Genomic DNA, 13,367 nt, shown 5'->3' on the forward strand with positions numbered 1-13,367 from the left:
CGACCTGGTTACCTTCGGACCAGCTCGAATTCGTCGGTCGTGCCGGTGAGCGGGTAGAGCGCGCCGCCGGGATCCAGACGGGTGGCGTAGTGCTGGAAGCGATAGCGTCCCGGCTCGGCGTCGAGAGGGATGTCCCAGGTGAACCGGGCCACCGATTCGGCGAGCCCGCGCTTGCTCCAGTGGTATTTCACCGCCCACTCGCCCTCGTTGGCCACCCGCACCCATTCGCCGGACGCATTCCTGCGCTGCACTTCCAGGAACGTCCCGTTACGCCGATTGTCGTGTTTCGGGTGGGCCGAGACGAATTCGGCCAGCACTTGGTCTCCGGGGCCGTAGGACGGGTGCGGTTGCACGAGCACGTCACCGAAATAGCGACCCGGCGCGGCCGCGTCCGGACCCGCGCCCGGCTGGAAGTTCGGCTGCGACTGGGACACATCGCGCGGGGCCGGGCCGCGCGGCACCGGCCCGCGGGCGGCGAATGCCGTGGCCAGACGGGTGAACTCCTGCTGATAGGCGCACAGCGTGTAGCGGCCGAACAACGTCGAAGCGCCCTCGTACTGCTGGGAGTCGTATTCCTCTGGCGTGGTGACGTATTCGTGATAGGCGTTCGCGTATCCCTGCATGAGCACCTGCTCCAGCGGGACGTTCAGCGCCGCGGCGACAGCCCGGCGAACGCGCAGGCCCGACGTGATGGTGAACTCGCCGCCCGCGGCGGCCAGATAGAGCTCGCCGATGCGAACGAGCTGGATCGGCACCACATTCGGCACCCAGGGCACCGGAGGCAGCAGGCCCAGCGGCACCGCGATCGCTTTCGGCGCCTGCGCGTCCGCCAGCCAGGCCGGCGCGGGCTGGGCCGGATCGCCGAGCGCCTCGAGAAACGGGTTGCGCACGCCCTCCGGGATCGGGCCGCCGGGCAGACCTGGGCCGTCCTCGACGCTGCCCGCGATCAGCGACACCCCCGCCGCAGCCGGTGCGGTGCGGCGCGGCATGCCGTCCGGCGTGAAGCGGCCGTCCACGGCGATGTCCGCCAGGTCGATGTAGCAGAGCGTCCCGTCGACCGGGCCGGAGATCGACCGGGCCTCGGCCGCCGCTTCTTTCGACGCCGCGTACTGCCGCTCGCCGAGGATGCGGGTGTTCTCGAACTCGTCCTCGGTGGGACCGGAGCCTTGGCGCAGGTTCAGATTCGGGGACATGTCACCGGCGTTGGTCTGCGCGAAGGCAGCGACGAACGCGGGCTTGCCGTCCAGGTAGCGCACGCCGTGTTCGATGTGCTCGGCGGAGAACGCGGCGTAGCCCTTGTTGTCCGAGCTGATCAACCGGTTCGCGTTGGTCATGGACGTGTTGTGCGTGGCGAACCAGGTGATGGTCCCGGCCGTTCGCCCGCCCTTGCGCAAGACGAGAGTGGTCACCGCGGGGTCTATTGCATCCGGGAAATGCTCTTTGTCCGCAGGCGGATTGAGTTCCCAAGCCACGCGCGACCGATTCACGCTCGCGTTGTGCAGCTCGGCGCGACCGAGGGACAGCGAGCCGGGGCCGAGATCGGCGTGCGCGGCGGCGATCGCCTCGACGATCCCGTTCACCTCGGCGTCGTACACCTGCTGCTGGAAACCGAGGATGGACAGGTTGTAGGCGTAGTCGTTGCTGGAGCCGCCGCAGGTCGCGTGCGAATGGGTCGAGGTGAGCAGGACGTTCTGCTCGGTGTACAGGTCGCCGAAACGCCGGGCAAGTTCGGTCAGCACGCCGCGGTGCACGGACTGGAAGATCATTCCGTTCTCGGCGACCACGAAGACGATCCGCCGCCCCGCGCCGCCGATGATGAACGCCCGCGCCCGCGGGCGCAGGTGGATGCCCGCGGTCTGCTGCTCGAGCTGGGAGTAGCCCATCATCCCGCATTCGGCGGCCGGGCCGGTGATGTCGGAGAGTCCGACACCGATCTCGTAACCGCCGGAATCCGGTGCTGCGGCCGCCGGAACGCCGAGTGCGTCGCTCATCCCGGGTACCGTCGCGGCCGCGAGCGTGGCGGACCCGATCGCCGTCCGAGTCAGAACAGTTCGGCGTGACACCGGCATACCCGTCTCCTTCTGTCCCGATGCAGCGAACCACACAACTGGTCACTCGTCCAGTCCAGATTTGTTCCACCCTTGAATTGACTGCACGAGCCGTGGGCGCTTAACTCCCTTGGGTGTCCTCCCGATTGAGCGTCGAAGAACGACGGGCCCACCTTATCGAGGCCGCGATCGGCCTTGCCGAGAAAAAGGGTGTTGCGGGCGTGACCACGCGTGATGTCGCTCAGGCGGCCGGCGTCTCGCTCGGTGTGGTGCATTACTGTTTCGAAAACAAGGACGCGCTGATGACCGAGCTGGTCAAAGCGTTGTCGATGGAATTGCGCGATTCCGTCGACGCGAACGAAACGGTTTGGCGGGACGTCGGAAGTGGAAAAGAAGCCCTTCAAAAATTGATCCGCGCGGGCCTGGAACTGATGTGGCTGAACATTGAAGCCACTCCGGAACGACAGCTGCTCACTTACGAAACGACCACTTACGCGTTGCGCGAGGGCGAACAAACCCCGGCGAAACTCGCGATCGCGCGCGAGCAGTACAACTTCAACGACTCCACGGTCGCCGACATCCTGGAGCACGCGCGCGACGCGACCGGCAACACCTGGTCGGTCCCGGTGCAGACACTGAGCCGGTTCACGCTCAACGTCATCGACGGTGTGGTGCTGCGCTGGCTGGTGGACAACGACAGCGAGAGCGTGCGCGGGCAGCTCGATCTGCTGAGCGAGATGCTCACGGGGTACGCGGCGCAGTAGCCGAGCTCAGCCACCCCGCCGCGGCGCGCGGACGTGCACGGCCGAGCCGGTCTGCCACCAGGGCACCGCGACCGTGGCCTCGATCGCGCCGCTCAACCGCACCGTCAGGTCGTGGTGTACGACCAGCTCGCCCGCTTGCGGCGGCAAAGCGAACAGCTGCCGCAGCACGACTCCCAGCGGCTCCGCTGCCCAGGTCGTGCGACGGCCGACACTCACCACCTCGCCGGTGACGGCCTCGGACACCAGCCGCAGATCGAGCAGAGCCGCCAGAGACGAGGCCGTTCCGGCATCGCCGGCCACCAATCGATCCGGCGGCACCGCCAGGCCGAACCACGGTCGATCGAGGACGAACGCGTCTTCCGGATCGACCACGGCGCCGGTGAGCGCGCGCACGCGATCGGGTGGCCGCAGGTCGGCGAGGTCGAGCAGACCGGCGGCGACAGCGGCGGCCAAGCGGGCATGAGTGCGGGAGACGACCTCCGGCGAGGGAGTTCTCGACGTGTCGGCGAGCGCCTCCAACAAAGCGGCGGCCAACTCGTCGGTGATCGTCGCGGGGTCCGCGAGAACCGCGCGACAAGCGTCCGGGTCGACACCGGCGACGGCGAACGCCGGTAACAGCCCGTCGAAGTCGGTGTCGGCGGGATGACGCAGAAGTCCCAGCGCAGTGCCGTCGACCCGCGCGTATCGGCGCAACCACCACGCGGTGTAGCCGTCGGCGTCGGTGAGCAGGCGGCGGGTGCGCGGCGACCCGGCCAACTGCCGCAACGCTTCCGGCCAGGCGGCGTCATCGATCAGGTCCAGGTCACGGACGGCGACCAGCTCGGGCGGATCGTCCGGCAGCGTGGACCACCAGTGCTCCTCGTCGTCCAGATCGTGGTCCGGACCGGTCGGATCGGCTTCGACGATCAGACCGAAATCCCAGCCGACGCCGACGGCGCGCAGCGCGTCCGCGCCGTAGCGTTCGACCAGTTCTGGGTCGACGGTGCCGAACGGCGCATCGGGCACCAGCAGCTCGCGCAGCGGCGCGCCGGGCAGCAGCAGTTCGTCGGCGGGCCGCGATTCACCTTCGGTATCGGGCAATTCGAGCAGCCCCAGCCAGGAAGGCAGGGCCTCCCGGTCGGCATGCGCGGCGAGACGCAGGATGGCATCGGCGGTGTCGGGGTCGCCCGGATGGTCCTCCAGATCGGCGCGCAAGCCCGGGTCGGTCAGGAGATCCTCGGCGGTGGCCGACCGCGCGCCGAGCCGAGCCAGCAGGGGGTGCGCGGCCTCCGGATGCGCGAGCCTGGCCCAGTGCAGCGGGATCGCGACCTCGAGCTGATCGTCCAGCACCACGGTGCGCGGCCCCGTGACGAGTCGGCCGTCGGCCAGCGGCACCGCCAGCGCGCCCAACTCCTCCGCCGCGAGCGGATCCACCACGAACGGTTCGAGCGCGGCGTAGAACGATCGCCACCAACTCGGCGGCCGCTCCAAGCCCCCGGACAACTCCGCCAGCCGAGCCAATCCGAGCCGGTGCACGTCCAGCGCGCCCATGGCCTCGGTGTGCGACCGCCCGGAGAGGTCCGGGATCACCAGGGGACCGACCACTTCATCGAGCAGCTCGGCCAATTCCGCGGTCAGACCGGCTAAGACGTAGGCGCGGGTGGGGACGGCGATGTTCCGCGCTTCGATGTCGGCGACGGCGCCCGATTCCCGGCCCCGCAGTTCGTCGTCCGCGCCGGGAAAGGCGGGAGCGCCCGACCCGAGGTGGTCCGCGGTCGAGTGCTCGGGGTCGCCTAGGCCTTCCGGGTAGGCGTGCCGGTGGGTGGCGATTACGGGCAGCCAAGGACGCGTCTGCAATTCGCGCAGCAGCGCTTCGCGCAGCAGACCATCGGCCTCGCTGCGAGCGAACCCGGGCGTGGGTACCAGCACGAGCCGGTCACGTGGCGGAAGCGCACGAGCGAAATCCGCGTAACCGCGGGCCAGTTCGCCGAGCCGCGCGCCGGGCAGCAATCTGCGCCGATCCGGCTGCATCGGGATGTCGGCGATGAGCAAGGCGGGCAGGGACAGTTCCTCGTCCGATCTGGTCGGCGCCCGCAGCACATCGGGGGCGGCGGCCACCGGCCTGCCGTCACGCACCGGCAGCAACCAGCGGGCACGCGGCGCGCGGTACTGCCACCAGGTGCGCTGTTCACTGCCGGGACCGTCGACATAGACCTCGTGCATGCCGTCGCCCATGTCCTCGGCACTGCTGACGAATTCGGCCGTGCCGATCCGGATGCGGTGCAGGGCGGGCAGTTCCAGCAGCAGATCGACGGCTTCGGCGCGCATAGCGGCCAGCAGTGCGTCGGCGTCCACGTCCGCGCGCAGCCGCAGCACCACCTCGGTGTCGAGACCGTCCGCCGGTCGCGCCTCGATCGGCCAGGCCAACCGCAGCACCGGTGGGGCGAATTCGCCGACATCGACGGCGGGTAAACGGATCTCGTCGCGGTGCAGAGCGTTCCGGGTCTCGGCACGCGAGAACCACAGCGACCCGGAGACCGACCGCAGCTCGATGTCGTCGCTCACCGCGAGCACCGCGGTGAAACCGACACCGAATCGACCGACGGTCCCGCCGTCGGACTTCCCCGACGCGCGCAAGGCGGTGAGCGCGTGCACGCCGGAGACGTCCAGCGGCGCACCGGTATTCCCGATGTGCAGGTCACGACCGTCCAGCCAGACCACGACGGCGCCGTCCACGCCCGCCTTGCGCGCGGCGTCGGCGGCATTCTGCGCCAACTCGGTCAGCAAGCGATCCCGGTAGCCCGCGTGCACCAGGTCGTTCTCGGTAGCGGCGTCCTCACGCAACCGCGTCGGCGAATCACGCCATGCGGCGAGCACCGCCGCTCGCAGCGCCGAAGTGCCGAACGGGTCGGCGGCGTCGCTCAGTTCCGCGGCGATGACTGGAACTCCGGCCGTGCCTCGGAACCCGGAGCGTCGGCGCTACCCGACTCGGATCGCGCGTCGGCGTCATCGGCGACCGGCGTAGCGGTGGATTCCGGTGCGCCAGGCGTGTCCGCCTGGGACGACGGGGCGGCCTCGTGCGCCTGCGACACGGCGTCGGAAGCCTCGGCCACATCCGGATCGGCTGCGATGGATTGCACCGGGGCCGACTCGGCGGCGTCCGTCGTCGCGGCACTCGATCCGGCTGCTTCGCTCGACTCGACAGCGTCCGGTTCGGTCGCGCGTGCGTCGACGGCATTCCGATCGTCAGTACCCGGCGACGCATCACCGCTCGTTACCCCGGGTGAACGCGATCCCGTCGTGCCCGCTTCGGCCGACTCGGACTCCGCCGCACCGGCCTCGCGATCGGTCGCCACCGCGGGACGCGGGGCGGCATCGGCGTCTTCCGGATCGACCGGTGCGGCATCCGAACCGCTTTCACCGGCGTCCGCCGCTTCGTCCGTTCCGAGAGCCGGACCGGTGGCTGCGTCGTCCGTCGCCACATTCGGCTCATCCGCGACCGTCCCGGCGACCGCGTCGGCAGAGGCGGGCTCGTGGCCGGTCGGTGCTTCGGCGGCATCGTCCGCGCTCGGCGCCGCACGCACGGCGGGCGGGATGCTCGATTCGGTGAACGCGGCCGCGGCGTCGATTTCGCCGACCTCGGCGGCGCTGACCTCGACGAACTCGGCCACGTCGCGGTGCGTAGCCGCCGTGCTGCCCGCGGGCTGGGCCGTCGCGCCCGAGTCCTCGACGGGGGTGCTTTCACCTTCGACAGCCGCGAGTTCTTCCGTGATGCCGGAATGCTCGCCGACGGCGGCGTTCGCGGCAGCGTCGTCTTGGGCGAAGGCCGCATCTTGGGCGACTACTGGGTTCTCGACGACCGCGGCATCCTCGCCAGTCGAGACGTCTCCAGCAGGCGCAGCGGCATCCCCGGCCACGGCTGCGCCTTCGGCGACTCCCTGGTCGACGGCCACCGCGACATTCTCGGCGGCCGCACCGTGCGGATCGATGTCCTCGGTTGTCGGCGCTTCGTCGGCGTCCCGCGGGGCCACGCGAGAGTCGGCGGTTTCGAGCGAGATCACCTCTATGGCCGCGTCGTCATACGCCTCGAACAGCGGCGACCCGTTACCGGCTGGAACCTCGGTATCCGAGTGCGCGCCGCAGCCGTAGGCGACGTGGACAACGCGCCCGTCCGCGCCCATGGCGTTGCCGCAGACACCGAACGCGGCGCCCAGCGACCCGGCGAGTGGCAGGTAGAAGGCGCAGGTCCCGCAGGTGGCGGGCGCGGCCTTGGCCATCTCCGAGTCGGGTCCGTGTTCGGTGTACCACCGCTCGGCGGCCTCTGCGCGGCCTTCCCTGCTCATCACCTTGGTACGGCCCAGACCGACCTCGTAGGCCACCTCGTCCACCACCGGATCGCCGGTCGCGACGTAGCCCGGCACCAGGCGCGGGTCGTCGGCGGGCGGGGCGAGCAGGTCACCGGGCGCCAGATCCCCGGGGCGGACGCGCTGCTCCCAGGGCACGAACTCGGGCGCGACCAAGGCATCGGGCCCGGGCAGCAACGCGGACTCGCTCACCGTCGCGTGGTCGGCGTCGGGCGGGGCGGCCACCACGACCGCCCACTGCCACCCGCGGTAACCGGGGAGCGTGGCCTCGAATCGGTGGGTCGCCGCACTCTCGTCCTCGGCGATCACGCCGAGGTGTGCGCCGACGGCCGACGGTTCCAACTCCAGGAGCGCACGGCGGGCCAAATCGACGGCATCGGCCAGAATCGGCCGCACGCCGGACTCCGAAACAGAAACTGCGCTCACGGCCTACATTTTGCCGTATGGAACGCAATCGGCGTGCGTTGGCCATCAGTGTGCTGGTCGGTCTGCTCATCGTGGGTGGATGCGGCGGCGTAGCGGACCAGGCACCCAGCATGAACATCGAGGTGATCGCCACCCGGCCGCACGATACGAAGGCGTTCACCCAAGGCCTGGAGGTCGACGGCGACGTGCTCTACGAGGGCACCGGGCTGGTCGGCGCGTCCGGCGTGCGCGCGTCCCGGCTGACGACCGGGGAGGAGTTGGCCAGGACCGAGTTGCCCGCCCCGTACTTCGGCGAGGGCATCACCCTCGCCGGCGCCACGCTCTGGCAGCTGACCTGGCACGACGGCGTGGCCATCGCCCGTGACCCGGCGACGCTCGCCGAACGCGGCCGGGTGAGCTACGACGGCGAAGGCTGGGGTCTGTGCGCCGGAAACGGACGGCTGGTGATGAGCGACGGCACCGACCGCCTCACCTTCCGTGATCCGGTCACCTTCGCCCCTACCGGCTCGGTCGAGCTCGACAGTCACCACGGCGCACGCCTCAACGAGCTCGAATGCGCGGCGGACGGGTCGGTCTACGCCAACGACTGGCCCACCGACACGATCCTGCGCATCGACCCGGACTCCGGCGCCGTGCTGGCGACCGCCGACGCCGCCGGTCTGCTCCCCGCGACCGCACGGGCAGACGCCGACGCCCTCAACGGCATCGCCCAACTGCCCGGCACCGACCGGTTCCTGATCACGGGCAAGAACTGGCCGACCATGTTCGAGGTCCGCTTCGCCCCCGCCTGAGCGCGATCGCGGGTCGCGACGACGATCACTTTCCGCCGCCACCCCGGAGCGCGCGTGAACGCCCAGCCCGAGAGTGCGCCAGAATTGGAGTCGTGACTACTCCCCGCGAACCTTCCGGTGCCGACCGTGATCGGCAGGAAGGCGAGGAGGTCCCGCCGTTCGATCGGCATCCCGGTTTCGACCGATATCCGCCACCCAACGGGCCGCGGCGCCGCAGGCCGCTACCACCGCTCGGACCGGGATCCGGACGCGCCGCTGAGCGTCATGACCAGCCGGGACCGCCGACGAGCCCGCGACGCGACCCGCCACGGCCCGGGCAGCCTCCGCCCACCAAGCCGCTCCCGGTCGGGCCCGACGCCGAGCAGCCGAGGGCCTCCGACCGCGCGGCTCGGCACGTCTTCCCGCACCGTCCGGAGCCGCCCCGGTACAGCGAAACACCGGCCCCCGCCGAACGCGACTATCCCGAGACCGCCGCGCAGGATCAGGTCCAGCAACCCGAGAGCCCCGATGCCGCCGGCGCGCGGCGGATGCCACGCAAACTCACGGTCACCCGCGTGGCCGCCATGCGCGGCAGGCAACTCACCGAGAAAGGCATCGCGACCTTCCAGCGCGCGGCCAAGGCCGACGGCGCGGACAAGTCCGGCCTCACGGCGCTCACCTACGCCACCATGGCGAACTTCGCCTTGGACGCCGCCATCGCGGTGGCACTGGCCAACACCTTGTTCTTCGCCAGCGCCACCGCGGAGAGCAAGACGAAAGTCGCGCTGTACCTGCTGATCACGATCGCGCCGTTCGCGGTGATCGCCCCGCTGATCGGACCGCTGCTCGATCGCCTGCAGCGCGGTCGCCGCCTCGCGCTGGCGACGTCGTTTGCGGTGCGCGCGGTGGTCGCAGTGGCGCTGGTCTTCCAGTTCGACACCTGGGCGCTGTATCCGCTCGCGCTGTGCATGATGATCGGCAGCAAATCGTTCTCCGTGCTCAAGAGCGCGGTCACGCCCCGGGTGCTGCCGCCGGACATAGATCTGGTCCGCACCAACTCCCGCCTCACGGTGTTCGGGCTGGTCGGCGGCACGATGGGCGCCGGAGCGCTGGCCGGGTCGGCCGCGGCGATCGCGGGCTCCAACGGCGCACTCGTCTTCGCGACGCTGATCGCTTGCGGGGGGACGTATCTGAGTCTGCGCATCCCCTCCTGGGTGGAGGTGACCGAGGGCGAGGTGCCCGCGACGTTGAGCTATCACGGCGCCGACGCGCGCACCGAGGTGCTCTCGTCCGACGCGGAGTCGTCGATCCCGCCGCGCAAGCGCAGGCAACCGCTCGGCCGCGCCGTGGTGACCGGGCTCTGGGGCAACAGCGCCATTCGTGTCCTGACCGGATTCCTCACCTTCTACGTCGCGTTCGTCGCCAAGGCGACAGAACACCGGCCCGCGCAGCAGGCCCTCATGCTCGGTGCGGTCGGCGCGGCCGCGGCCATCGGCAATTTCGCGGGCAATGCGACGGGCGCCCGGCTGAAACTCGGCAAGCCCTCGCTGGTCGTGCTCGGCTGCACGGCGGCGTGCGCGCTGGTGGCACTGTTCGCGACGTTCGCCGACAACCTCCTCGGCGCGGCGACCGCGGCCCTGGTGGCGGCGGGGACGAGCGCGCTGGCCAAGGTGTCGCTGGACGCCTCGATCCAGGACGACCTGCCGCCGGAGTCGATCGCCTCCGGCTTCGGGCGGTCGGAGACCGTGCTGCAACTGAGCTGGGTCGTCGGCGGTGCGGCCGGTGTGCTGCTGCCGACCGACTACTGGAAGGGCTTCGCGGTGGTCACCGTGATACTCGTCCTTGGCTTGGTGCAGACTTTCCTCAGCTTCCGAGGCCACTCGCTACTGCCCGGCCTCGGCGGCAACCGTCCCCAGCACGCGGAGCAAGAGGTGCCGACGACCCGGCCGCACGGATATCCGGCGAGCGCGCCTCTGGCGGAGGACCCCGCGCCGCGCGGCGGTGACGCCGAACGCTTTCGACGAGGGCAAGGAGACCCGATCTGGTGAGCAAGCTCAACGCACGCACGATCGCCGCGCTGGCCGCGGCCGCACTGCTCGTGCTCACCGTCGCCTTCGTGGGCGTGCTCGCGGTGCTGGTCCACGACGCCGAGAAGCCCGACGTCACCCTCACCGCCTACGCACACGGCAAGACGGTCACCGTGCGGCCGTTCAGCTACTGCTCGGTGACCATGCAGGACTGCAGCATCCTGCCCGAGGACAATGTCCCCGGCACAGTGTTCACGACGCTGAATTGCGGGCCCGACACGCCGGATTGCCACCGTGGCCGCACCGTCGACCTGGAAGTGCCCGCCGGTTACCCACTGCAACTGTCGCTTCCGAAGAAGGTCGCCGACGCGCCTTGGCTCGCACAACTGGTCTACCTCTTGCCGAACGGCGAGAAAGTCGACCAGGTGATCAGCCGCAACGACTACCCGGACCGGGCCTTCGCCCTCACCATCGATTCGAAACCGGAGCCGGACCTGCGCCTCATCGGCGTCGAGTTCCAGCTGCCGATCCTCGCCCGCGACGAGACGGGCCGTGAGTTCTACGTGCCGCACGCCACCTGGTCGATCAGCACGGCGTAGCGACTCTCGGACGCAACGCCTTTCGCGGGCCCTGCGGGCGCCGGTGCTCGTCCGAGCACACGGGCGCCTGCGCGGTCGGTGGCCGGGCATGCCTCGGCGCTCCGAGAGCGTCCTACCGCAATGTGATTCGGCCCCGACGACCGCCCGGATCGAGCGGAATCAGTGGTCCAGTTCGCGCGCCACCGCGCGGACGACCTCCGAGATGCGCTGCGCCGTCTTGCGATCCGGGTACTTGCCCTTACGCAGGTCCGGCTGCACCTTCGCCTCGAGCAACGTGATCATGTCCTCGACCATGCCGTGCAGCTCGTCCGGCGTGTGCCTGCGCGCGGCAGGCTCCTTGCGCGCGTTGCGTTCCTGGCCCTGCCGGACCGACGGCGGCGCCTCGAGCAGCTTGAGGCTCAGCGCCTGGGGGCCGCGACGGCCTGCGGCCATGCCGAATTCGACGCGCTGGCCGGGCTTCAGGCCCTCGACGCCCTGGGGCAGCGCGGACGAGCGCACGTAGACGTCCTCACCCTCGTCCTGGGAAAGGAAGCCGAAGCCCTTTTCGACGTCGTACCACTTCACCCTGCCGGTCGGCACTGCGCTCACCCGTTCATCATCGAAAACTCGGACCCCTACGGCCCGAGCACATCCGTCTACCGAGCCGGTCGCGCGACCGGCCCTTTTCCTGTGCGAAAAGAACGCGCCCAGCAGGATTGCAGGACGCGATTGCTATCGAGTCTACCCCGGTGCGAATAACGCAAGCACATCAGTTTTACCGTCGAACCGTGACGAACCCTTCCGCTCCGACCCCGCCCGGCGGCGCCCCACGGCGGCGCGGCGACTGGTTGCTGCAACTCGCGCTCTCCGTGTTCGCGCTGGGGTTGCTGGCTATCATCGCGATTTTCGCGATCCCCTTGCTGACCGACGGCGAGCCGGGGCTGTGGCTCTACTTCGGGGCGATGCTCGCGCCGCTGGGGTTCGTGCTCGCGCTCGTCTTCGCGCTGCGCTCGGGCCGCCGGTCACGCTGAAACGGAGTGCTCACCTCCGATCCGACACCGAACCGGTTACCCGATGCGATCGTTACCCACTCCAGTGTGTGATCCTCGTCACATTACGAGTAGATCACGAAGCGGTGGCGACCTGCAGCGGGTGCGACCGCGGCGCCTCTAGCTGCACGAAGCCTTCTTCCCGGTCCGATATCGCGTCGAGACCCGTTGGTACACGCCGGTTACCAAATAGTGATTTTTCCCGCGGTTCGTCGTACGGTCTTATCCAGCCGGGGCACCCCCGGCGACCACCGGCCCGCCGCACCGAGCCTCGCCCCGCGGGTACCGGTTCCCCCGACGGAAACGTAGGGGCGAGGGCGGAACGGACGACCTCTCAGTCCGAACCAGAACCGAAGATGTCGCAGGTGCGTCGAGAGGAAGACGAACCCGATATGAGTGGACGCCATCGCAAGCCAAGCTCGACCGGACGCACGGTAGCCAAGGTTGCCGTGACCGGGGCCATCATCGGCACCGCCGGTGTGGCCTTCGCAGGCAACGCCAGCGCGGCACCCGACTCCGACTGGGATCGACTCGCTCAGTGCGAGGCCGGCGGCAACTGGGGCATCAACACAGGCAACGGTTTCCAAGGCGGGCTGCAGTTCTCGCCCAGCACGTGGCGCGCTCACGGCGGTCAGGAATACGCCGCCAGCGCCAACCAGGCCAGCCGTGAACAGCAGATCGCGGTCGCCGAGAAGGTGCTCGCCTCGCAGGGTTGGGGCGCTTGGCCCTCCTGCTCCTCGAAGCTGGGCCTGAGCAGCGCGCCGAGCCCGCGCTCCGCGCCCGCCACCGCCGAGACCCCGCGCTGGAACCCCGCGCCGCAGCTCGCTCAGTCCGCGCCTGCCGCGCCTGCCGACACGCAGCAGATCTTCTCGGCCGTCGACCGCGCTCTCGAGGTCGTGCAGAGCCAGGGCGTCCAGGTGCCCAAGGAAGCTCTCGACTTCTTCAACGCCGCCAAGTCCAGCGGAGTCACCCTCGACCCCGCGATCGTGAACTTCTACGAGGCGAACAAGGGTCTGCTCCCCTCCTGACCCGAAGGCTTCAGCAAGAAGGGCCCCGCATCAACGTGGATGCGGGGCCCTTCTCCGTAGCCGAGAACGTTCCGGTCGCGCGCTCAGCGGTTGATCACCGTGTTCGGGTGCATGTAAGGCAACTGCTCAGCCGGGACCGGGAACTCGGTGTCCTCGCCGTAGGGCGAGAGACCACCGGATCGGGCCGAAGAGAGCTCGGTGACCGCCTGGTCACCGTCGGCGACCTTCGGCCAGCCGTTGTCGACGTAGGATTTCTTCGATTTGTTCACCACGGCCCCATGCTAGCCCGGCCGCTTTCCCAGGATGCGCCGCAGCCCGTCGCTCCGGACGTCGG

Annotated in this window: 10 protein-coding genes and 1 pseudogene; 6 read left to right on the forward strand and 5 right to left on the reverse strand. The window is 69.8% G+C overall.

Annotation, left to right across the window (positions count from 1 at the left end; genetic code table 11):
• Positions 1-8: 8 nt before the first annotated feature.
• Positions 9-2,069 (reverse strand): neutral/alkaline ceramidase, encoded by a 2,061-nt coding sequence (locus tag ACWEO7_RS01445; protein ID WP_452420008.1) that lies wholly within the window; start codon positions 2,067-2,069, stop codon positions 9-11.
• Between the two features lie 125 nt (positions 2,070-2,194).
• On the opposite strand from ACWEO7_RS01445, the gene ACWEO7_RS01450 reads away from it, so the two are divergent.
• The gene (locus ACWEO7_RS01450; RefSeq protein WP_452420009.1) at positions 2,195-2,812 is read left to right on the forward strand and encodes a TetR/AcrR family transcriptional regulator; all 618 of its coding nucleotides are present in this window, start codon (positions 2,195-2,197) and stop codon (positions 2,810-2,812) included.
• 6 nt (positions 2,813-2,818) lie between these two features.
• On the opposite strand, the gene ACWEO7_RS01455 is transcribed toward ACWEO7_RS01450, so the two are convergent.
• Complete coding sequence (locus tag ACWEO7_RS01455) at positions 2,819-5,668, reverse strand: sacsin N-terminal ATP-binding-like domain-containing protein (RefSeq protein ID WP_452420010.1); 2,850 nt, start codon at positions 5,666-5,668, stop codon at positions 2,819-2,821.
• A 1,180-nt stretch (positions 5,669-6,848) separates the two neighbouring features.
• Positions 6,849-7,551 (reverse strand): annotated as a pseudogene (locus ACWEO7_RS01460) (DUF3027 domain-containing protein); the annotation flags it as partial.
• Between the two features lie 47 nt (positions 7,552-7,598).
• On the opposite strand from ACWEO7_RS01460, the gene ACWEO7_RS01465 reads away from it, so the two are divergent.
• The 3 genes from ACWEO7_RS01465 to ACWEO7_RS01475 all read left to right on the forward strand — a co-directional run bounded on the left by ACWEO7_RS01465 (position 7,599) and on the right by ACWEO7_RS01475 (position 10,977).
• Positions 7,599-8,372, forward strand: a complete 774-nt coding sequence (locus tag ACWEO7_RS01465) for a glutaminyl-peptide cyclotransferase (RefSeq protein WP_452420011.1) — start codon at positions 7,599-7,601, stop codon at positions 8,370-8,372.
• A 92-nt stretch (positions 8,373-8,464) separates the two neighbouring features.
• On the forward strand, positions 8,465-10,399 hold the full coding sequence (locus ACWEO7_RS01470; protein ID WP_452420012.1) for an MFS transporter: 1,935 nt from the start codon (positions 8,465-8,467) through the stop codon (positions 10,397-10,399).
• Positions 10,396-10,977 (forward strand): DUF2771 domain-containing protein, encoded by a 582-nt coding sequence (locus ACWEO7_RS01475; RefSeq protein ID WP_450022323.1) that lies wholly within the window; start codon positions 10,396-10,398, stop codon positions 10,975-10,977. The genes ACWEO7_RS01470 and ACWEO7_RS01475 overlap by 4 nt, the downstream gene beginning before the upstream one ends.
• Positions 10,978-11,136: 159 nt before the next feature.
• On the opposite strand, the gene ACWEO7_RS01480 is transcribed toward ACWEO7_RS01475, so the two are convergent.
• Complete coding sequence (locus ACWEO7_RS01480) at positions 11,137-11,556, reverse strand: cold-shock protein (protein WP_039795090.1); 420 nt, start codon at positions 11,554-11,556, stop codon at positions 11,137-11,139.
• A 188-nt stretch (positions 11,557-11,744) separates the two neighbouring features.
• Between ACWEO7_RS01480 and ACWEO7_RS01485 the strand changes: the two genes are divergently transcribed.
• Positions 11,745-11,987: a hypothetical protein gene (locus tag ACWEO7_RS01485; RefSeq protein WP_452420013.1), complete on the forward strand. Its 243-nt coding sequence runs from the start codon at positions 11,745-11,747 to the stop codon at positions 11,985-11,987.
• A 410-nt stretch (positions 11,988-12,397) separates the two neighbouring features.
• Positions 12,398-13,033: a resuscitation-promoting factor Rpf1 domain-containing protein gene (locus tag ACWEO7_RS01490; RefSeq protein ID WP_355074971.1), complete on the forward strand. Its 636-nt coding sequence runs from the start codon at positions 12,398-12,400 to the stop codon at positions 13,031-13,033.
• 83 nt (positions 13,034-13,116) lie between these two features.
• On the opposite strand, the gene ACWEO7_RS01495 is transcribed toward ACWEO7_RS01490, so the two are convergent.
• Positions 13,117-13,305: a hypothetical protein gene (locus tag ACWEO7_RS01495; protein WP_452420014.1), complete on the reverse strand. Its 189-nt coding sequence runs from the start codon at positions 13,303-13,305 to the stop codon at positions 13,117-13,119.
• Positions 13,306-13,367: the final 62 nt, after the last annotated feature.

Source organism: Nocardia sp. NPDC004260 (genome assembly GCF_053603155.1).

Excerpts from the sequence above, each read along its gene's own strand:
- ACWEO7_RS01445 (WP_452420008.1), bottom strand. The coding sequence starts at position 2,069 with ATGCCGGTGTCACGCCGAACTGTTCTGACTCGGACGGCGATCGGGTCC.
- ACWEO7_RS01465 (WP_452420011.1), top strand. The coding sequence starts at position 7,599 with ATGGAACGCAATCGGCGTGCGTTGGCCATCAGTGTGCTGGTCGGTCTG.
- ACWEO7_RS01490 (WP_355074971.1), top strand. The coding sequence starts at position 12,398 with ATGAGTGGACGCCATCGCAAGCCAAGCTCGACCGGACGCACGGTAGCC.